General features: G+C 59.1%; 17 protein-coding genes and 2 pseudogenes. 9 read left to right on the forward strand and 10 right to left on the reverse strand.

The annotated features are described in order from the left end of the window. The first annotated feature begins 9 nt into the window (after window positions 1-9). Window positions 10-708, forward strand: coding sequence for an SGNH/GDSL hydrolase family protein (locus V1289_RS16090; protein ID WP_334397816.1), 699 nt, complete (start codon window positions 10-12; stop codon window positions 706-708). A gap of 404 nt (window positions 709-1,112) precedes the next feature. On the opposite strand, the gene V1289_RS16095 is transcribed toward V1289_RS16090, so the two are convergent. The 4 genes from V1289_RS16095 to panD form a co-directional block, all read right to left on the reverse strand. Continuing rightward, window positions 1,113-2,372, reverse strand: a complete 1,260-nt coding sequence (locus V1289_RS16095) for an adenosylmethionine--8-amino-7-oxononanoate transaminase (RefSeq protein ID WP_334397817.1) — start codon at window positions 2,370-2,372, stop codon at window positions 1,113-1,115. Beyond that, on the reverse strand, window positions 2,369-3,010 hold the full coding sequence (bioD, locus tag V1289_RS16100) for a dethiobiotin synthase (RefSeq protein ID WP_334397818.1): 642 nt from the start codon (window positions 3,008-3,010) through the stop codon (window positions 2,369-2,371). Before bioD ends, V1289_RS16095 begins: the two co-directional genes overlap by 4 nt. Then, on the reverse strand, window positions 3,007-4,137 hold the full coding sequence (locus V1289_RS16105; protein ID WP_334397819.1) for an 8-amino-7-oxononanoate synthase: 1,131 nt from the start codon (window positions 4,135-4,137) through the stop codon (window positions 3,007-3,009). Before V1289_RS16105 ends, bioD begins: the two co-directional genes overlap by 4 nt. 170 nt (window positions 4,138-4,307) lie before the next feature. Then, complete coding sequence (gene panD, locus V1289_RS16110) at window positions 4,308-4,655, reverse strand: aspartate 1-decarboxylase (protein WP_334397820.1); 348 nt, start codon at window positions 4,653-4,655, stop codon at window positions 4,308-4,310. Between the two features lie 571 nt (window positions 4,656-5,226). Between panD and pabB the strand changes: the two genes are divergently transcribed. The 3 genes and pseudogenes from pabB to V1289_RS16125 all read left to right on the forward strand — a co-directional run bounded on the left by pabB (window position 5,227) and on the right by V1289_RS16125 (window position 7,739). Continuing rightward, on the forward strand, window positions 5,227-6,615 hold the full coding sequence (pabB, locus tag V1289_RS16115) for an aminodeoxychorismate synthase component I (RefSeq protein ID WP_334407492.1): 1,389 nt from the start codon (window positions 5,227-5,229) through the stop codon (window positions 6,613-6,615). Between the two features lie 2 nt (window positions 6,616-6,617). After that, window positions 6,618-7,190, forward strand: a pseudogene (locus V1289_RS16120) (anthranilate synthase component II); the annotation flags it as partial. Between the two features lie 243 nt (window positions 7,191-7,433). Beyond that, window positions 7,434-7,739 carry a Dabb family protein gene (locus V1289_RS16125; RefSeq protein WP_334397821.1) on the forward strand — a complete coding sequence of 102 codons (306 nt, stop codon included), beginning with the start codon at window positions 7,434-7,436 and terminating at the stop codon, window positions 7,737-7,739. A 1,139-nt stretch (window positions 7,740-8,878) separates the two neighbouring features. Here the strand turns inward: V1289_RS16125 and V1289_RS16135 are convergent. Then, the gene (locus V1289_RS16135) at window positions 8,879-9,157 is read right to left on the reverse strand and encodes a PilZ domain-containing protein (protein WP_334407494.1); all 279 of its coding nucleotides are present in this window, start codon (window positions 9,155-9,157) and stop codon (window positions 8,879-8,881) included. Window positions 9,158-9,598: 441 nt separating this feature from the next. Between V1289_RS16135 and V1289_RS16140 the strand changes: the two genes are divergently transcribed. Further along, entirely contained in the window at window positions 9,599-11,359 is a 1,761-nt protein-coding gene (locus V1289_RS16140) for an IS1634 family transposase (protein ID WP_334395305.1), read from the forward strand. A 187-nt stretch (window positions 11,360-11,546) separates the two neighbouring features. On the opposite strand, the gene V1289_RS16145 is transcribed toward V1289_RS16140, so the two are convergent. The 4 genes from V1289_RS16145 to V1289_RS16160 form a co-directional block, all read right to left on the reverse strand. Continuing rightward, window positions 11,547-12,419 (reverse strand): integrase core domain-containing protein, encoded by an 873-nt coding sequence (locus tag V1289_RS16145; RefSeq protein WP_334407496.1) that lies wholly within the window; start codon window positions 12,417-12,419, stop codon window positions 11,547-11,549. Between the two features lie 108 nt (window positions 12,420-12,527). Continuing rightward, a complete protein-coding gene (gene ltrA, locus V1289_RS16150) occupies window positions 12,528-13,811 on the reverse strand; it encodes a group II intron reverse transcriptase/maturase (protein WP_334397823.1) in 1,284 nt (427 codons plus the stop codon). A gap of 1,029 nt (window positions 13,812-14,840) precedes the next feature. Further along, the gene (locus V1289_RS16155) at window positions 14,841-15,062 is read right to left on the reverse strand and encodes a CDGSH iron-sulfur domain-containing protein (protein ID WP_334397824.1); all 222 of its coding nucleotides are present in this window, start codon (window positions 15,060-15,062) and stop codon (window positions 14,841-14,843) included. Window positions 15,063-15,070: 8 nt separating this feature from the next. After that, a complete protein-coding gene (locus V1289_RS16160; protein WP_334397825.1) occupies window positions 15,071-15,616 on the reverse strand; it encodes an antibiotic biosynthesis monooxygenase family protein in 546 nt (181 codons plus the stop codon). A 1,152-nt stretch (window positions 15,617-16,768) separates the two neighbouring features. Here V1289_RS16160 and V1289_RS16165 point away from each other — a divergent pair. After that, window positions 16,769-17,122: a hypothetical protein gene (locus V1289_RS16165; protein ID WP_334397826.1), complete on the forward strand. Its 354-nt coding sequence runs from the start codon at window positions 16,769-16,771 to the stop codon at window positions 17,120-17,122. Between the two features lie 269 nt (window positions 17,123-17,391). On the opposite strand, the gene V1289_RS16170 is transcribed toward V1289_RS16165, so the two are convergent. Continuing rightward, window positions 17,392-17,580: a recombinase family protein gene (locus tag V1289_RS16170; RefSeq protein ID WP_334407498.1), complete on the reverse strand. Its 189-nt coding sequence runs from the start codon at window positions 17,578-17,580 to the stop codon at window positions 17,392-17,394. Window positions 17,581-17,789: 209 nt separating this feature from the next. On the opposite strand from V1289_RS16170, the gene V1289_RS16175 reads away from it, so the two are divergent. From V1289_RS16175 to V1289_RS16185, 3 genes and pseudogenes are all read left to right on the forward strand, one after another. Beyond that, complete coding sequence (locus tag V1289_RS16175; protein ID WP_334397827.1) at window positions 17,790-18,617, forward strand: universal stress protein; 828 nt, start codon at window positions 17,790-17,792, stop codon at window positions 18,615-18,617. Window positions 18,618-18,797: 180 nt separating this feature from the next. Continuing rightward, a pseudogene (locus V1289_RS16180) lies at window positions 18,798-18,974 on the forward strand (transposase); the annotation flags it as partial. 171 nt (window positions 18,975-19,145) lie between these two features. Next, complete coding sequence (locus tag V1289_RS16185; RefSeq protein ID WP_334397828.1) at window positions 19,146-19,352, forward strand: hypothetical protein; 207 nt, start codon at window positions 19,146-19,148, stop codon at window positions 19,350-19,352. The last annotated feature ends 67 nt before the right edge of the window (window positions 19,353-19,419 follow it).

Genomic DNA, 19,419 nt, shown 5'->3' on the forward strand with positions numbered 1-19,419 from the left:
GCCGCCGCGATGGCACCGCTTCCCTGCGAAACGCCCGGCACGCTAAGCGCCCTGGGACGCTCATTGTCTGGCTTTGCTTCCGCGCTGCGTGAGCAAGACGAGGTGACTATCGTTGCCATCGGATCATCCTCGACCAAAGGTGACGGCGCCAGCAGTGACGCTGCGTCGTATCCGAGCAGGTTGGGGGCCACCCTCTCGGCTCGGTTTCGCACGCCAAAGATCAATGTTCTCAATCTTGGCATCGGCGGCCAGGAGGCTCCCGATGAGGCCGCGCGATTCAAAAAGGACGTGCTGGCCAACAAGCCCGCGCTGGTGATCTGGCAGGTCGGCACGAACGCAGCGTGGAAGGACTATTTCCTGGATGACGTGCGGGCAGCCATTCTCAGAGGCCTCGATCACCTCGCGGGTACCACTGCAGACGTCGTGCTGATGAACCTCCAGTTCGCACCCGCTTTGCTCGATCAAAAGGAAGCGCCTACGTCCGCGACGCAGCAAATGCAGAATATCATCGCGACCATCGCGAAGGACTCGGGAGTTGCCTTGTTCCAGCGGTTTGAAATCATGCGCTATTGGCACGTTGAATGCGGCATCCCTTTCGACCAGATGATCAGCAACTTTGATGGCAACTGGCTTCACCAGAACGACTGGAGCTACAATTGCATTGCGCAGGCTCTGTGCGACGGCCTGATAGGGGCTACTGCATCGTAAGGTGTTGAGTGCGCGGATATGACTTTTGCCTGCGAGAGGTTCCGATCGTACATTTTCGGCTGGCAGGTCTCCTGGCCCGGGCTTCGCAACTTCGCGGAACGGTTACTTGATCCTGGTCACAAGGGCCCGTCGAAGTTCTCTGCGCCGACAATCAGGCTCGTACGCGCCTGCATAGCCTGTTGCTGAACCTCGGTTGGTTTCATAAAGCCGCCGAAGCACGCGACGCAAATCCGCGATATTTCCTCCGATCCTCCGCCTAAACTCAGAAACTTGTCGAAGGTAGGTTCAAAGCTGGGACCTGCAACCATCTCAAATTGCTATTTCAAGCTGTTGCTTAAGGCGCAACATCAGATGCTCAAATCTGATGCGGCGCTCCTTGGGGAAGAGTGGTGTCCCTGCTATTTTCACTCGATCTCGTCGGCGATTGCACCGATCGCTTCATAAACCAGGTCGAGTTCGCTCGCCGTGCTGCAGTATGGCGGCATGGTGTAGATCGTGTTGCCTAGCGGCCGGACAAGCAGGCCCCGTGCGAGAAATCCCCGATAGAGACGGCGGCCGATATCGGCCATATAGCCGGCGTCAGTCGCTGCGATGTCCAGCGCTGCGATCGTTCCGATCTGGCGGATATTCGTAAAGCGCCGGTCGTCGCGGAAGCGATCGAGTTTTTCGGTATGCAGGGTGGCAACACGCGCTATGCGCTCCATGACCGGTTCTTTCTCCCAAATCTCCAGGTTCGCGAGAGCGGCCGCACAGGCGATCGGATTCGCTGTATAGGAACTGGAATGAAAGAAAGTTCGGGTCCGATCCGTTGAATAATGCGCATCGAATATGTCGGCGCGGCAGAGGGTCACCGCCAGCGGCAGTGAACCCCCGGTAAGACCTTTGGAATAACAGGCGATATCCGGCGTGACGCTGGCCTGCTCGCAAGCGAACAGCGTGCCTGTCCGGCCCCACCCTGTCATCACTTCATCGGCGATGAAGAGAGCGCCGTGGGTTTCGCAAATGCGTTTCATTTCCGCAAGAACCCAAGGCGGATAGATCAGCATGCCGCCTGCGCCGAGAATCAAGGGTTCGACGATGAGCGCGGCGATCGCCCCATTCCGGCATGCCGCGCTCAAGCCATCCAGCGTCGCCTGCTCGCGGCCTGCGGATGGAAAGGGAAGCCGCTCAACATCGAACAGAAGGGGCTCGTAGGGTGCATTGAAGACACCACGTTCACCAACCGACATGCCGCCAATCGTGTCGCCGTGATAAGCGCCCTCCAGAGCCAGGATACGGCTACGCTTCTCGCCGCGATGTCGCCAGAAACCCAGCGCCATTTTCAAAGCGACTTCGACCGATGTCGACCCGCTATCGGAAAAGAAGACGTATTCGAGCCCGGATGGCGTGATCGCGATGAGACGTCGCGCGAGCCGTTCCGCTGGCTCGTGTGTGAAACCGGCGAAAATCACCTGATCGAGACGGTCCACCTGATCCTTAATCGCCTGCACGATGTGCGGATGGCGATGGCCGTGGGTCACCACCCACCAAGACGAAATGGCGTCGAAGATACGACGACCATCGGCGGTCTCGAGCCAGGCGCCCTCGCCTCTGGCGATCAGCGTCGGCTCGGGCTGCACGGCATGCTGAGTGAACGGATGCCATATCGGAGACATCGATTTCATCCGGCAGAGTCCTCCAGGAAGTCACCAATATTAAAATGGAGGGCAAACGCCGCCCGCAGCACGTCACCCGTCAGCGGCGTGAGATGTGGAAGGCGGCCAAGCCGCCGGGCGTGACCCATGTCGGCGATGATGCGCTCGGATTCGGCATTCTCGTCCCCGATGAAGACGATGCCGAGAAGCGGAACGCCGCGGCTGCGCAGAGCCTCAATCGACAGGAGGCTGTGATTAATCGTTCCGAGTGTCGTGCGGGCACATAGCGCCACCGGCGCCCGCCACCGCCCGATGACATCGATGTAAGCGACTTCGCGCGTCAACGGCACCAGCAACCCGCCGGCCCCCTCCACGACCAACGGCCGGTTCGTGGTCGGCAGAATGAGCGCGTCCGGATCGATGGCAACGCCATCAATCTCGGCGGCAAAATGCGGCGAGGCCGGCGTCTTCAGCCGGTAGGCCTCCGGCAACACGCGCTCTTCGGACAGACCGGAAAGCCGCAGGACCGCTTGCCTGTCCGTCTCCTCCTGGAGGCCGGCCTGGATCGGTTTCCAATAGATTGCCCCAAGAGCACCGGCGAGCGCGGCCGCAAAAACAGTCTTGCCAACGCCGGTATCGGTACCAGTTACAATGATGGGCCTGGTCATGCAGCCTTTCGCATGTCTTCAGCGAGGGCTTCGAACAAACCTGCGACGATGGCCTCATCGACGTTCGCCGTCAGCGCGATGCGGAGACGCGCGGTGCCCTCGGCAACGGTCGGCGGACGTATCGCCCGCACATCAAAACCTCTGTGCTGCAAAGAAGCAGCAAGGGCAACAGCTGCCCGATCGGTGCCGATGATTACGGGAAGAATATGCGAACCGGAGGGCTCGATGTTGCAACGACGACGAAGCTCGCTTCCCGCGAATTGAACCAGACGCGCGAGCCGATCCCGGCGCTCGGGACTGGTTCGGGAGAGTTCGAGGGCCACCCGTGTGATCGCGGCGATCAGCGGCGAAGGGGCGGTCGCGAAGATGAAGGGGCGGGCGCGGTTGACAAGAAAGTCACGGATAATTCTCGGCGCAAGGATAAAACCGCCGACCGTACCGAGCGCCTTGCCGCACGTGTGCAGTGTGATGACATTGTCGCGACCCTCGAAGGCTGCAGCGAGCCCCCGCCCCTGCGGCCCGAGCACGCCGGTCGCATGCGCCTCATCGATCACGACAATGGCCTCGTGGCGGCCTGCGACCGCAAGCAGTTCAGCAAGGTCCGGGCTGTCGCCGTCCATACTGTAGAGGCTTTCGACCGAAAGCCAGGGCCGTCCTTTGCCCCCGGCCGCGCGCCAGCGGACGATCGCTGCGTCGAAGGCGTCGACATTGTTGTGCGGAACTCCCACGAAATCGGCACGTCCCCGACGTAGCCCCTCATGGACGCTCGCATGAATCAACTCGTCGTGGACCACGAGATCCCCACGTTGCGGCAGAGTCGAGAAGATGGTGAAATTCGCGACATAACCGCCGCCAAAATACAGCGCCGTGTCGGCGCCGAAATAGGCTGCAGCTTCGCTTTCGAGCGCTTCATGCTCGGGATGATTGCCGCGCAACAGGCGCGATCCCCCCGATCCCACCGGCACGCCACGCGCCACCGCGTCGGCAGCCGCACGCCTCAATTCCTCGGATTCGGCCAAGCCGAGATAATCGTTTGACGTGAAATCTATTCCGGAGCGCTCGCGAAGCGAACGTAACCGACCCCGTCCTGAGAGTTCGCGCAGATCCGTTTCAAACCCTTCATGCATTATCTTTCCTCTAGCACAGTTAACTGAGCCTGAAACTGCCGGCGTGTCCTCGTGTGGATTGTCCTCTTTGGTATCAAGTCTGGTTCAGCCGCTGTCGGCTTTGGTGCCCGCCTCGTCCGCACAGCAGTGAGCCATCCCGAACTGATGCCAGCACTCGACGCTGGCGGCGCCTAGAGCTTCTGGTTCTTCTCGTTGACGAGGACGACGCGCGGTTGAAAGCTGCGCGCTTCAGCATCGTCGAAATTCGCGTAGGCAACGATGATGACCTTGTCGCCCGCCATCGCGAGTCGCGCAGCCGCGCCGTTCAGCCCGATGATACCGGAGCCGGCAGGCGCTTCGATGACGTAGGTCGAAAAACGCACGCCGGTGTCGATATTGTAGATATCGACGCGCTCGTTGAGGAGAAAGCCGGCAGCCTCGATCAGCGTCCGATCGATCGAGATCGAACCTTCATAGTGCAAATCCGCTTGCGTTACGTGCGCACGGTGGATCTTGCCTTTCATCAGGGTGACTTGCATCGAGGATATCCCGTTTTTGAGCGCCAGAGTTGCACGGCATCGCGTTAGGACGCTCTCAGCCTCCGGTCAATCTTCGAGCTTGGTATACAGATGCGATGATGGGCGCGGATCAGGCGGCTATGACAATCGTGGTTGGCGGCTTCATCCCCGACAGAACATTATGTCGATCAAAACTGGCGCGGCAGCAACGCGCGGTCAAACGTTCTCGAAATAATGGCTATGCAAGAACATCATCCTTCCTAAACCTAGCCGCAGAGACGAAATTTTCACGGCCGCTCTTTTTTCGTCGCCGTTCGAGGATCCTTGTCACTCCAGCTTCGGGACGAAAACGATCAAGGAACGGTAGATCGCGCGATGACTTTATCGCCGTGAGTCATTTTTGTGAGGTATGTGGATGGCGGCTGATAATTCTTGCGTCGGCCAAGCGGACCTGGCCCTAGCTTGCGCCCGATGCACTCTTAATCTAGACGCTTAGCTGCCTCAAACTCTCCGACGACGGACGGCCTAAGTCGTCGTCAGAATGAAATCTTCACGGCCGATGATCGTGGTTCTCGGAAAGTGCGCCGATACGATGTACGTACGCGAACTGACCTGGGCTGAGCCCGTCTCGACGATGCAATGTCTCGCAGATCAACCGCAGCTCACGTTTCTGGATAGCGCGCTACGCCATGAGCAGCTCGGTCGCTATTCGTATATCGCCTGCGACCCGTTCGGCACCTACACCGTCGCGGATGGGCGCGCGAGCTGGAACGGCGAGGCCCTGCCCGGTGATCCATTTGACGCGTTGCGCACCCGCCTCACCATGTATGGCCAGGAGCACGATCCGAACCTACCCCCATTCCAAGGAGGAGCGGCCGGCTTCTTTGCCTACGAATTGAACCAGACGCTGGAGCAGCTCCCGGCCCCGACAAAACCTGGTCAGGGCGTGCCGCAATCGGTCCTGAATTTCTATGATGTCGTGATCGCCTACGATCACTACGAACGCAGGCGGTTGATCGTGTCAACCGGTTGGCCGGAGCGAGATCCGGTACGTCGTAGCGAACGGGCGCGACGGCGCGCTGTTGAATTGACGGCGCTCCTCGACCGCCGCATGTCGCCAGCGCCACTGTCGCGCAACGCGATCGGCGCATGGACGTCGAACCTCAGCCGAGAGGCCTACATAAAAGCTGTCCAACGTGTCATCGACTTGATTCTGGCAGGCGACGTCTTCCAGGCCAACATCGCGCAGCGGTTCAGCGCCACGCTTGGTACTCCGTTCGATCCACTCGAACTGTACTGCCGGCTGCGCGCGCTGAATCCCGCGCCCTTCGCAGCTTTCCTGCGCTATGGGGATCTCATCATCGCTTCCAGTTCGCCGGAGCGCTTTCTCAAGCTCGATGGCCGGTCCGTGGAGACCCGCCCGATTAAAGGCACCATCGCCCGGTCGGGCGATGGTAACGAGGACCGGCACCGATTGGAGTGCCTTCTCTCCTCGCAGAAGGATCGCGCGGAGAACATCATGATCGTTGACCTTCTTCGCAACGATTTTTCGCGCGTCTGCCAACCGCCATCGGTTCAGGGGCCGGTGCTGTGCGGTCTCGAATCCTATGCTTCCGTGCATCATCTCGTGTCCGTCGTTACAGGAGACCTTGCCGACGATCAGGATGCGATCAGCTTGCTGCGCGCTTGTTTTCCGGGGGGCTCGGTCACTGGCGCGCCGAAGATCCGGGCCATGGAGATCATCGGCGAAATCGAAGGCTGGCCGCGAGAGGTTTATTGCGGAGCTATCGGCTTCATCGGGTTCAGTGGAAATATGGATACTAATATCGCAATTCGAACCGCGACGATCCGCAACGGCACGGCCGTCTTTCACGCCGGCGGCGGCATTACCGCGATGTCGCAACCACAGGCCGAATACGAGGAGACGCTCGCCAAGGCCCAACGCCTCTTCGATGCATTCAATGGCAAGCTGCCTCACTGATCATGCTCGTAATCATCGACAATTATGATTCATTCGTGTTCAACATCGCCCGCTGCTTCCGAATGCTTGGAGCGACCGTGGAGGTCGTGCGCAATGACCAAGTCGACATCGAGGCTCTCGTTCGGTTGAAGCCACGCGGCATTGTGATATCGCCGGGTCCGCGCACACCAGCCGAGGCTGGCATCTCTGTTGCCGTTGTCCGCGCGCTATCTGGCCATCTACCCATTCTCGGGATTTGTCTCGGGCACCAATGCATCGGGAGCGTATTTGGAGGGCGGATCGTGGCGGCTCGCTGCCCCCTTCACGGGCAGGCCTCGCCGGTGACGCATAACGGCGAATATCTCTTTGCCGGCCTTCCCTCGCCGCTGCTCGTCGGACGTTACCACTCCCTGGCAGTCGAATTCGAAGAGTCATTCTCGTCGCCTCTCGTGGTAACCGCGCGGTCAGAGGAGGGAGAGATCATGGCCTTAGCGCATCGTGACGCGCCAACCTATGGCGTACAGTTCCATCCGGAGTCGATACTTACCCAAAATGGCAACGCGCTGCTTGCGAACTTCCTGCACCGCACCGACGAATGGAATCGAGAACGTATGGAGCGAGCCAGCACCCCGCCTGCCATCGTAGCGGACGTAACGAAACACTATTCGACCCTGGCTCGGCGCGATAGGACTCCCATGAAGATAGACTTAGGGTCGTCCGGCCGTTGCCCTACTCTATGGAGCCGCTAGGGGGATTGGGGATAGAGTGCAGCACAGACTGGCGTTGCCATGACGCAATGCCACAATATCGGTCGATCACATCTCAGTTTCTGGGTAACTATGATTCGTCACATCGTTCTGTTCAGCGCCAAAAATGAGGCCGACATCGCACGTGTTATCGATGGCCTCGCGCTTCTCACCAAGATCCCACACGCGCGCCGACTCGAAATCGCGCGCAATGCAAAAGCCGACCAAATTGAGAATGAGCTTGATGTCGTCGTCTATGGCGAATTCGATGATGAAACAGCACTTGCGGCCTACAAAGCACACACGCTCTACGAAGAAGCCATCAAGCGCGTACGGCCGCTTCGAGAGCTACGATTCGCCGTAGACTACGACACCGCGAGCGCCGTGCGTTCCACTTGAAATAAGTAGGGATGCAAACCGAAATCGTGTCCTCGTGGTGAACTGTTCAGCGTGACTTGAATTGGAATGAAATGATCTGGTTCGAGGCGCGCAATGTCTGCGCGGCATTGCGATCTTTCGCAATGAACGGAACGAGAAGAGGCCTATCGGAGGCAGCGGGGCCGCCGCCTCCCCTCCATCCGAACATGGCAGCGATCGACCGCCAGCGAATTTCGGCTCTCTACGAGGGTTTGCGGAACGAGGACCGTGTTCTGGTGGATCTGGTGACACTCGTTCCGAATAAGCGCGGCCTGGAAATCATGTACGACAATTTTTGACCTTTGCGGCAGGCAAAAGAAGCTCGACCTCCTCACGGGCGCCGGACCGCTTGGCTACTTCATATCGCCGCTGTCGGTGGTTGCGGGTGGCCATCTGACGCGTAATTTGACCGCGGCAGACCGACTATAAATTGGTTTATTGAGCCTGCGGCGCTTGCGTCCCGAACGCAGTGAACATCCTCTAAGTTGTTGATTTTTCTTGCGTGACGATCGCTTCCATTCCGTTTTGTTCACGCTCGTTTCACCCAATTCGTTGCGATTTCGTTGCGGCGTTACCCTACGAGAACAATGCTCGCTGAGGTATTGGGATCTTCGGAGGCCCTGCGCGTTTGGTGGGAGTCGCAGCAAGCCCGGCGCCCAACGGCACCGCTGAAACGGGCTCACCTAGCAGGGCGTCGTGCCGAAGCCACCTTGCACTAGGCGGTGCGTTTGCCTTGCGAGCTGACCCCCACCCAGTCAGGGCCTTTGTTTTCAAAGACTTACCGGGCTGCCTAAAGCGGGGCCGGACGGCTCACCCCGTTTGCTCGGAACCCTGTGCCGGTAGCGGAGTTGGCGTGAAGGGCCCAACAAGAGGACGGTCATGCTGATTCGCGGATTTTGCATCGTAGCAATCTGTATGGGCCTTGCCCCTCAGGCTTTTGCCGCTGAAGGCTTGGTGCACAGAGCGTCGTGCACCGTCGTGCGATTCTATGTCGCGAGATATTCTGAGGCCGCAGCCGAGAGTTGGGCGCGCAGCAAGGGCGCGACGGAAGCTGAAATTGAGACCGCGCGTCATTGCCTTAAAGCTCAGCCCGCACATCCACAGACCGCGTCCGTCTCACACTAGACGAACTGAACGCCAATCATCTTGCCGCGTCGCCAGATGACCCCGCAGGCCCGGCGCTTCGTGCTGTCATGAAGGAATGCCAATTCGAACCGTTGCGGCACGTGGGAGGGACTTTGGACGGCAATCTTCGCCCCGTTCTTTGAGATGTCCATCACGTCACACTCTTGGTTCGCCTGCCCGGTCAGCACAATCCACGCCGACACATGGCGGACCCGTCGAACTTCGCGCTCGAAATGTTTCGTCGGCGTTCGCATCGAGAAAGGGTGCGCTGGCATGATGTACAAACCCTTAACTGTCTTGCTTCAGGGGTTTCATCGCGGCCCCGTCTGGCGGGTTCCTGCGACACCAATCGGACGTACAAAGCACGTCGCGGTCCGCTTCGTCGGCAAGCTTCAAGAGCAAATCGGCTCTGACGCGGTCCGGCTCGGAAAGAGCTAACTGCCGATACCGCACGGCACGCGCATGGTTTCTTGGGGTCAAGGCAATGACTCAAGGCAACAACATCGGCCCCGTAGATTAAGTTGGTTGCTTGCTCTTTGTTCCAGCCTAAAAAGAACGTCGCCAACCTTTCATCGCTTTACGTTGCTTAGACCGAAGTTTGCTCGTGTCGTCAGGAGAGACTTGAGTCAGTGCAGTGGGTTAGGGTGGGAATGATCCTGTGATTGTGTCCATGTAAGGGGATTCCCAAATCGGCGAGGATATGATTCGATTCGGGCATGTTCATCGAGATGGTGCCCAATCGAGACTCTCCGCCTGCGGTGTTGCTGCGGGAGAGTTATCGCGACGAGCAAGGCCGTTCGCAGAAGCGGACGTTGGCCAATCTCAGCAAGCTGCCGCGTGATATGATCGATACGTTGAAGGCGGTGCTGAAGGGCGGAACGGTCATCGGCACTGGTCCGCAGGAACTGGAAGTCGAGCGCTCATTGCCGCACGGCCATGTTGCGGCGGCGCTTGGAATGATCCGCAAGATTGGCCTCGACCGGTTGATTCTGGGTGCGGCGAAGGATCCGGCCTCGCGACGCTGCTGCGATCTCGTTGTCGCCATGGTGGTTGATCGGTTGATTGCGCCACGATCGAAGCTGGGCTTTGTCCGCGCGATCGATGAGGAGACGGCGGTATCGAGTCTGGGCGCGGTCTTGCACCTTGGCCGGGTCAAGGAGCGGGAGGCCTATGAGGCGCTGGATTGGCTGCTCGAACGTCAGGGCCGCGTCGAAAATGGCTTGGCGCGGCGGCATCTCGAAGACGGCGTGCTGGTCCTCTATGACGTCAGCTCATCTTACTTCGAGGGCCGCTGCTGCCCGCTGGCGCGCTATGGCCACAGCCGGGATCACCGCAAGGACCGGCCGCAAATTGTCTATGGGCTGCTCTGCACACGCGAGGGACTGCCGATCGCCGTGGAGGTGTTCGACGGCAACACCGCGGATCCCTCAACCTTGAGCGCGCAGATCGAGAAGGTGAAGGATCGCTTCAGGATCAGTCGTCTGGTGCTGGTCGGAGATCGCGGCATGATCACCTCGGCCCGCATTCGCGACGAACTTAGGCCCGCGAATCTCGATTGGATCACCTGCCTGCGTGCACCGGCGGTGCAGGCGCTGGCCGCGGAAAATGGGCCGTTACAGCTGTCGTTGTTCGATGATCGCGATCTCGCCGAAATCAGCGCGCCGGACATGTTCCCAGGCGAACGGCTGATCGCGTGCCGCAATCACGACCTCGCCGCCGAACGGGCGCGCAAGCGTGAGGACTTGTTAGCAGTGACTGAACGCGAACTGGCCCGGATCGAAGCCAAGGTCCGGCGCAGGAACGCTCCCTTGCGTGACGCTGCCGAAATAGGTCTGGCGGTCGGCGCGGTTCTTAACAAAAGAAAGATGGCCAAGCACTTCGTCGTTACGATCCGCGATGGTCATCTCTCCTGGCATAGACGGCTCGATCAGATCGAGGCAGAGGCGCGCCTCGACGGCATCTATGTGATCCGAACCAGCATGCCTGCCGAGCATCTGAATGCCGCAGAAGCAGTTCAGGCCTACAAGGATCTCTCGCACGTCGAACGGGCATTCCGATCCCTGAAGAGCGTCGATCTGGAAATCCGGCCGATCCGTCATTGGACCGCGGACAGGGTGCGGGCTCATGTCTTCCTGTGCATGCTCGCCTACCATGTCGAGTGGCTCCTACGGGAGGCCCTAGCGCCGCTGTTGTTCCACGACACCGATCTGGCAGCAGCCAAAGCGGAGCGAACTTCTCCAGTTGCGGCCACCGCACCGTCAGACGTCGTCAAGGTCAAGAAGACAACCAGGCGATCGGCAGACGGTCAGCGCGTCATGAGCTTCGGTGACCTCATTGCGCATCTCGGAACACTCGCTCGCAACACCATGCACGTGCCCGCGCGCCCCAAGCACCGCTTTACCCTTCACTCCAAACCAACCGCCCTCCAGGAGGCGGCCTTCGATCTGCTCGGGCTCAATCCCGTTCGTGTCCAGTAACCGAGTAGCCTCGCGGACGAATGATCAAACCGCATCAGATACTTATGCGATTCATGGGTGAAAACTTCGGCTTAGAGCGTCTTGCCGCGTGGCTTCTGCAACCGCCGCCTATGACCTAAGACGGGGACACGCTACTTTGTTTCAAGGGTTTAGAAGGCTTCAAGTTTCGGGCTGTGCCTGTCGTAAATTAAATCCGGGAGTATCGGTGGTGGAGTCCGCCTAAGATTGGGCGACAAAGAATGTGCCCGGCGCGATCGACGGCGCGTGAGACCGGTGCATCTTTCTCCAGGGATAGATGCGTGCGAGACCCATTGTAATATTTCATGTAACAGAGCAGTAGGTGACGGAGGTGGCGCTCGCTGAATACAATGACGTGGTCAACGCATTCCCTGCGGATCGAACCGATCAGCCTTTCGGCAAATGCGTTCTGCCACGGGGAGCGCGGCGACGTCGGTCGATCGCGAATGCCTATCGATCGGAGTCTGCGGATAAAGACCTCACCATAAGCCCCGTCCCGGTCACGGATGAGATAGCAAGGAGCCTGCTCCCAACCGCATGCTTGCGTGACCTGATTTGCGATCCATTCTGCGGTTGGATGCGCTGTGACGCCAAACCACAGAATATGTCGCCGGCCGTGCCCCATGATCAGCAATCCATAGAGCAGGCCAAACGAGATTGTCGGCACGACGAACATATCCATCGCCGCGATCCCGTCGGCATGATTGCGGATAAAGGTTCTCCAGCCTTGCGACGGCGGGTGTCTCCGCCTGACCATGTATTTGGCGACGCTGGTCTGGCCGATCTCGATGCCGAGCTTAAGCAACTCGCCATGGATCCGAGGCGCTCCCCACAGCGGATTGGCAATGCTCATCTCGCGGATCAGCCGTCGTATTTCGACCGCAACTGTCGGTCGGCCGGAACAAGGTCGTGATTTCCAGCGCCAGTACGATCTGAACCCGGCACGATGCCAACGGACGACAGTCTCCGGCTTCACAATCGTCAGCGCATTGAGGGTACTTGGCGCCAAACGAGACAGCCCAACAAAGATCGGGCGATCCATGGCACTCAAAGTCAGTCTCTTTGGCAGGTGCCGTCGCCGAGTAGGTGGGGACGTTGCCATCCCCACCCCTCACAGACCCGGACGAGCGGAATTCCCGCATCCGGTTCTTCACGGGAGAGCTTCGCTCACAGCAGCGTAAGGATGGACGACCCTGACCGGAGGCAACGGGTGGCGTTTCAGGATTTCGTTCAGACGGGCCCATCGGACCACGCTCTGGCGATCTCGCCGCGACAACCACTTTTGCCAAACCCGCACCACCTGATGGGCGAACCAACGCAGTCGTCGACCGTTGCCACCAACACCGTAGTAGGCGAAGTGGCCCCGCATCATTGAGGACAGATGGCGGTGCTGGTCGCGGATGGGCCGGTGCCGGTTGCTCCGACACCAGTCGTTCACCGCGGCCACTGCACGGGCAAACCGGCCTTTGGCCGTGATCTGCCGAACCATGTGCTTGCCTTGCCGTGACCGCCCCCACACGTGGGTTAGGCCAAGGAAGTCAAACGAGGTTCCACCCGTGTCCGGATGGCGTGTGCCCTCTGCTCGCCTTGGGCGGAAGTCGACGAGGCGTGTCTTGTCGGGATGAAGCATGAGCCCAAACCGCGCAAGACGCTTGCCCAAGACCGCCAGGACGCGTTGGGCGTCGACAATATTGTCGAACGCCATGACCGCATCGTCAGCGAACCGGACAAGGGTGCAATTCCCCACAAGGCGCGGTCTCACTTGCGTCTCGAACCATTCATCGAGCACATAGTGCAAGAAAATGTTCGAGAGGCAGGGCGAGATCACACCTCCCTGTGGAGTGCCCTCAGTCGTGCGGTGCAGGAGACCGTCTTCGACGGCTCCTGCTTTCAGCCATTTATCGATCATCCGTCGGATGACGCCGTCTGTGACTCGTTGGTCGACGAACGTCCGAAGGTGGGTGTGTGAAATCGAGTCGAAATATTTGCGTATATCGATGTCGAGCACCCAGTAGAGGCGCTTGGACCAGATCGCGTACCGCAGGCTATTGAGTGCCTGGTGAGCCGAGCGGCCTGGGCGGAAGCCGTACGAGCAGGGCAAGAAGTCCTGTTCATAAATCGCTTCCAGCACCATCGTCACGGCGCGTTGCGCCACCTTGTCTTCGAAGGTTGGAATGCCGAGCATCCTTTGCGAACCATCCGCCTTGGGTATATACGCTCGACGGACCGGCGGCGCCTGATAGCGTCCAGACTTGATGCGTTCCAGGAGGTTCAAGAGATTAGCCTCGAGGTTTGCCTCGTAGTCTGCCGCTGTGACACCGTCGATGCCGGGAGCGCCATCCTTGCGGGTGAGCCGATAGGCCTCCAGCATCCATTCCAAATCGATGACGTGGTGGAGCGAGTAAAGCGCCGTCCCACGTTTCGTCCTCGCCAAGTCGGCTATCCGTTGTCGGTTCGTGGACAGGTTTGCAGGGTCCAGTGTCCCCTCCCTTGTTTCACTCCAACGGTTCTCTCCTCGTGACGTCTCCCTTCCCTCTCTCGGGTCCTGGCGAGCCCGGTTTCCCGATGTCACAGGTAGTATGAAGACGCTACGACTTCCCGCCTGCGCGCACCTGTTCCCTTATGGTTTCGGTCGCAGGTCCCTCGTGCGCCTCCTTTGTTCGTGTTCGCCGTGGCGCTCCCGACGGATGCGGAGGTCACTCGTCGGGCCTGGGACAGTTGATCAGCCGGTGTCCCCTCTGCCGGCATGTTGCGCTCGTGGATGCAAGCAGGATCTCTCAGGTTGCCTGGCGATCCATCCCATGCCTTTGCCCTGCTCCAGGACCCCGGCCGAGCCGACAAGACCTCACCTCTTAGCGGTCTTGCCAATGCTGCCCCCGGCTCCAACAAACCGGAGGCCCCAGCGGGCACTTAATTTCGAGGCTTACCACACGGCTTTGGCATCTGCTGCCTACGCTTCACGAACAGCGTTGCCGCTGCCCATGCAAGGCTCGCTTCCGGCTGGCAGGCTGCGCCTTTACCGGGAGGGTGTCGAACCCTCTGGATCGCTTTGAAAGGTTTCGCGCCGCAATCCGTCCTCCTTTCCAGGCCTTCGCCTGACGCAAGCTGGATGTTAAGCTGATGACGAAGGATCAGGATCTCAGCTTCCAACGAGGCCCGCGACTGGAACAATAGCACCAGCACCGACCAGACCAGGCCGCAAGCTTCTCTCACAAGCCAGAAACATTGCGCGATTCGGCCTCACTTGCCAGCCGGATTAGGTTTCCGACAGGGACAGCCCTCGCGGCTCGGTCGCGAGTGAACCCCGAGCGGTCATGCGCCAGAGTTCGCCCGGCTGCGAGCCCCTGACTTGATCCTAGCCACTTCGTTATACTGCCACAGACGCCTGCCTCACCGTGGTGGAGGTGCCATTTAGCAGGCTGGCGATGGAGCGCGAGCACACGACGGCCGTCGGACGGTGCGTCTACGCCTGCCCGCTCTTGTTGGACCGGAACCCGATCCGGCTGTGCGTGCCGTCACAAAACGGTTTGCTCTTGGAACCGCCGCAACGGCACAAGGACATGACCGCCATGGTCGTGATCGGTTCGCCCTTGTCGCCTTTGAGCACTACCGGCCCCTTCACCATGTAGGGGCCGTTCTCCACGCACTGGATCGTGGTTTTCGTTTCACCCCAACCATTTGGCATGTCGGCCCTTACTCGGCGGCGTCCTTTAACGTAGCAGGACTTTCAACGGCGTCCCGGAACACGGCGGTGCTATTCGCCGTCTCCGGCATGACCGGGAAATGGAACTGGCACTGCGGGCACGGTTCTGCGAGCGTCTCCTGCTCACGGTCTAGGTCGAATGTCTTGTCCTGGACGTGACTGCAACAGGGGCAGACGCGAAGCAGGCGCGTGCTCTTGAGCTCGAAGTTGGTAATGATATCTTCCATGATAGCGCCCTGCGCCGCCCACGCCTTGGCGTGCTTGTGATAGATCGTCATGTGCCAGTCCTCGAGCGCCTCCTTGCTGGTCCAGAAGCTCACTTCGTTGAACCAGGTCGGATCGTCCGGATGGACCCACCATGTCAGATGCAGGAAGCCCGGCAGCGGCTTCAAATGGCGTCGCACATCCGCGAACAGCACCTGGAACTTCTTGTAGCCGTCGGCGCTCGAAAATCGCACACGCTGCATGCTTTGGTAAATCGCCATGGGATGACCCTCTCGGTGGTGAGAGCTGCTGCGGCGCTTTCCGCCGCCCATTTTACGGTCCGCCCGCCTCAGCACTTGTTGTCCCGGTGGCCGATATTACCGCGTCTGCCGCATGCGGACAAGATGATCCAGCGTCGCGGTAGAGAATCTCCCGGCTGTACACCCGCTTCTGGCCCATCGCGTCACTTCGATGCGATGTGGAATTTTGTTGGTATTGGCGCATAGCGGAAGTCGGGTACGAGAAAACACCCCGCGCTCGGTGTTCACGTCAGATGATCACCTACGCCACCTCGCGTTCCGTCGTATCAACCGCGCGGGCTTTTGGTGCCCGAAGGTTCTCTAGCATAGCAATGGTGGCCCCAATGTTGTCCCTTCGCGCCCTCAGGCTCCGCGCCAAGACCGGGTAAGCCGGGTCCGACAGGTCGCGAACTCCTGCTCGCGTTTCCTCGTGTTCCATGTCCACCGTGAGCAGCGCCACCGAGCGCGAGAGGCTCCCGATCAGTGTCGCGATTTGTAGCCCGTTGATCGCTGCGGTTCTCCGGGGTGTCTCAAGTAGATACGAGTTTGCCATTGGTAGCCTCTGCGCTGGTCTGTTTTGGGACGCGCTCGCCGCGCAGTAGGCAGTTGAGCAAAAGCGGTGCCAATCGGAGACCCCGTATTTCTCCGACCGAGAACATCCTTCCCTCTAAGCACAGCGCTGCTGTCAGTTTGTCGTCGGCCGCCCCTTTTAAGCCAAGCAGTTTGAAGCCGAGGGTGTGGCACATTGGACCGAACTCCAAGTGCGCGTCTGCCAGTCAATTTTCGTTTGCGGTGCAATCCATTGATCTAGATCAACGCGACAAGCGCTGAGTAAGGCCTGAAGTCTCGCAGGTCGGACGTGCCCTCAAGTGCTCACAGGTAGTCGCGTTTCCTCGATGGAACACACAGGAGTTTTCAGCTCGGCGGCCTCCGCCCCCCTTTAAGTCGAATAGTGAAATGGGCGTCGGTGGCCTGCTTAGAATCGTAGGCTTATCCGAGGGGGGCCAAATCAAACAGGCGTGGCCGGGCGTTGCGCCGTGAGAAATCCGATGAGTGTCCCTGTTCGTACAATCCTGTCTCAACAAAAGGGAGGGAATGGCAATGAAAGCCAGGTACAGTGGCGTCAACAAAGACGTTCAAGTCCTATCCGAACTAACTTCCACGGTTCCGGGTCAGGAAGGACATGTGATCAAGCAGATCACGGAAACTTGGAAATACACCAGCCCGAACAAGGAATTTGACGGTGCATTAGGGATAGCGGTCGATCAGCAAGAAATTGTGGGTGACCAACTCACCCAGAAGGGCTACGCCATGTCGCGCAGCACCGATGGTGATGAAACCTACTTCACCTTCCAAGGCACCGGCAAGCTTAACGGCCAAGAAATAAGCGGCTCGGGCACTTGGCAGTGGACCGGCGGCACCGGCAAGTTCAAGGGCGTCAAGGGTGGCGGACCCTTTACCTACAAGGCTGGACCCAACCTTCCGCTCAGCTTTGAATGGTCTGGCGAAGCCGAAATCAGCGCAAATGAAGCCGCGTAGGTTATTGCGCGGCTTCTAGAAACACCTGAGCTAAAGGCAGTCCTCGGGGGCTGACTAATGTGTCCCTGCGTCTAACCACTCGCATTCAGTCTCGGTGACGCGCACCGCAGTTTTCAGTTCGGCGGCGGCCGCCCCCTTTAAGTCGAAATAGTGAAATCGGGATGGGTGGCCAGCGTAGAACCGTAGGTCCGCCCGAAATGGGACCTAGATCAAACCGGCGGTTTCCCGCGCGCCGCCACGAGACGGCCGATGAGTGCCCGTATTTGCTCCTATGCACGCTCAAGGATGTTCGCGACGCTCTGAGCGTACCATTGCCCACCGCGCGCTGTGGCGATGCCTCGTGCGTTGAGCGCTTCTGCTATCTCTCGGAGCGTGCGTGCGCCTGCCTTCTGAGCTTCGCGAATAATGGGCAGCACGTTGGCAGCGTATCGATCAGCTTCGGCCTTCACCGCCTCCACGGCGCCATTGCGTGCCGCATGGAGCCTTGGGTTACCCAAGGGTCACCCCGCGTTCCTTTGCGCCACCGCGTTCGGAAGTCGCACTTTTGCGACATGCTGGGCCGGTCGCTGATGTCCGTTGGGTAGAGCGGATGTGGCTGTCTGAGCCGGGATAAAGATGGGCACTGGAATCAGTGTAGATACGCGATCACCTAACTGGAGGCAGACGCATGATCAAAGATATTCTTGTCAACCTGTCTTACGGGACATCGCAAGATGGCGTTTCCAATTACGCCTTATCGGTTGCGGAAACATTCGGCGCACACATCGTGGGGACCGCCTTTGCCTACTATCCGCTAATGGCCAGTGGCATTGGCTTGTCGATTAACTTTATTCGAGCCCAGCAAGCAGAAGCTCAAGAACGCGCAGAGTCCGTGGCCGCCGCATTTGACGAGGCGACGCGTCGCGCCGGCGTTTCAGCCGAAACGCGCAGGATTGAAGCTGGCAGTGGCGACATACCAACCCAGTTTGCGCATATCGCAAGACGATTCGATCTTTCCGTCATTGGCCAATTTGAAAGGGACAGGGATCATCCGACCACGAATATCGTCATTGAGGCGGCGCTGTTCGAATCCGGAAGACCCGTGCTCATCGTTCCTTTTATTCAGAAAGATCGCCTCAAACTCGATCATGTCCTGGTGTGCTGGGATGGCAGCCGGGCAGTCGCGCGAGCGGTCGCCGATGCCATGCCGTTTCTTACCCGCTCCGGCAAGGCGAGTATTGTTGTTGCGGACATTCAGAGCGCCAAAAGCGCAGACCTTCCGGGTGCGGATATCGCGACCCATCTGACCCGTCACGGAGTAAACGTCACGATTGAGCGCATTCCCGTCAGCAAGATCGATGTTTCAAATACAATCCTGTCATATGCAGCCGATACAGATCCCGATCTCATTGTCATGGGCGGGTACGGGCATTCCCGGCTGCGGGAATTTATTCTTGGCGGGACGACACGTGGTATGCTTGCCTCGATGACCAAACCGACATTGATGTCGCACTGATCGGATAAATGAATCCAAGCAAAGGGGACCGAGTATCCCCTGATTTTTGCTGACGACGGCAAGGGGCTTCCTGAAGAATCGAACGTCACAACCAGTTCCGGGGCTCGGGAGTCGAATCGTTCGTATCCCTTCGCTCAAGGCCGCCTTGTCAGGTGAGGCTCAGTGTTGAGAACTGTCCTTATGGACAGTGATAAGCGCAGTGCCCAAGTCGAGCGGCTCGAAGTGGTGGATACGGGCCGACGTCGTCGTTGGTCCGAGGATGAGAAACTCAAGATCGTCCTGGAGAGCTTGCAAACGCCACGGCAGATCTCGGCGACAGCGCGGCGATGTGGCATATCGCGGTCGTTGCTGATCCGGCCACTCCTTGGATAGACTCCCGGACTGGAGCTGGTACGATATCTGCGCACATTTCAAGTGCACGCAGTGCGGCTCGGTTGGTTGGGTCGATCCGCGGCCGAATTGGTCTGAAGTTATTAATTACAGCAAAGGCGTCAGTTAGGGCCTTTGCGATAGTTCATTGAGAAAAAAATGGAATCATTTACCGTTCATGCATCGAAGGACGGCGAATGGGTTGAAACGCAGAACACCAGCCCGACGCTGACTGTAGCTAAAGCGAACAGCCTTCATAAAACAGGATGGGGCGTCCACATCACGGACGCTGACGGCAGGCGCTACGGACCGGCAAGGTTCAATGAGATTCTGTCGTTCGATCGAAAATCGCCGATCAAGTTCTAGAACGTTGCAACTCAACAGGTAGCATCAGGGCGACGGGCGAGGATCACGGTTGGCGTGAAGCTGTATA

Origin of the sequence: Bradyrhizobium sp. AZCC 2289, from assembly GCF_036924615.1 — a bacterium.
Taxonomy (GTDB): Bacteria; Pseudomonadota; Alphaproteobacteria; order Rhizobiales; family Xanthobacteraceae; genus Bradyrhizobium.

Bases quoted from the DNA above. Each gene is read 5' to 3' on its own strand.
- V1289_RS16090 (WP_334397816.1), top strand. From the start codon at position 10: ATGGCACCGCTTCCCTGCGAAACGCCCGGCACGCTAAGCGCCCTGGGA.
- V1289_RS16095 (WP_334397817.1), bottom strand. From the start codon at position 2,372: ATGAAATCGATGTCTCCGATATGGCATCCGTTCACTCAGCATGCCGTG.
- bioD (WP_334397818.1), bottom strand. From the start codon at position 3,010: ATGACCAGGCCCATCATTGTAACTGGTACCGATACCGGCGTTGGCAAG.
- V1289_RS16105 (WP_334397819.1), bottom strand. From the start codon at position 4,137: ATGCATGAAGGGTTTGAAACGGATCTGCGCGAACTCTCAGGACGGGGT.
- panD (WP_334397820.1), bottom strand. From the start codon at position 4,655: ATGCAAGTCACCCTGATGAAAGGCAAGATCCACCGTGCGCACGTAACG.
- pabB (WP_334407492.1), top strand. From the start codon at position 5,227: ATGTACGTACGCGAACTGACCTGGGCTGAGCCCGTCTCGACGATGCAA.
- V1289_RS16125 (WP_334397821.1), top strand. From the start codon at position 7,434: ATGATTCGTCACATCGTTCTGTTCAGCGCCAAAAATGAGGCCGACATC.
- V1289_RS16135 (WP_334407494.1), bottom strand. From the start codon at position 9,157: ATGCCAGCGCACCCTTTCTCGATGCGAACGCCGACGAAACATTTCGAG.
- V1289_RS16140 (WP_334395305.1), top strand. From the start codon at position 9,599: ATGTTCATCGAGATGGTGCCCAATCGAGACTCTCCGCCTGCGGTGTTG.
- V1289_RS16145 (WP_334407496.1), bottom strand. From the start codon at position 12,419: ATGGATCGCCCGATCTTTGTTGGGCTGTCTCGTTTGGCGCCAAGTACC.
- V1289_RS16155 (WP_334397824.1), bottom strand. From the start codon at position 15,062: ATGCCAAATGGTTGGGGTGAAACGAAAACCACGATCCAGTGCGTGGAG.
- V1289_RS16160 (WP_334397825.1), bottom strand. From the start codon at position 15,616: ATGGGCGGCGGAAAGCGCCGCAGCAGCTCTCACCACCGAGAGGGTCAT.
- V1289_RS16175 (WP_334397827.1), top strand. From the start codon at position 17,790: ATGATCAAAGATATTCTTGTCAACCTGTCTTACGGGACATCGCAAGAT.
- V1289_RS16185 (WP_334397828.1), top strand. From the start codon at position 19,146: ATGGAATCATTTACCGTTCATGCATCGAAGGACGGCGAATGGGTTGAA.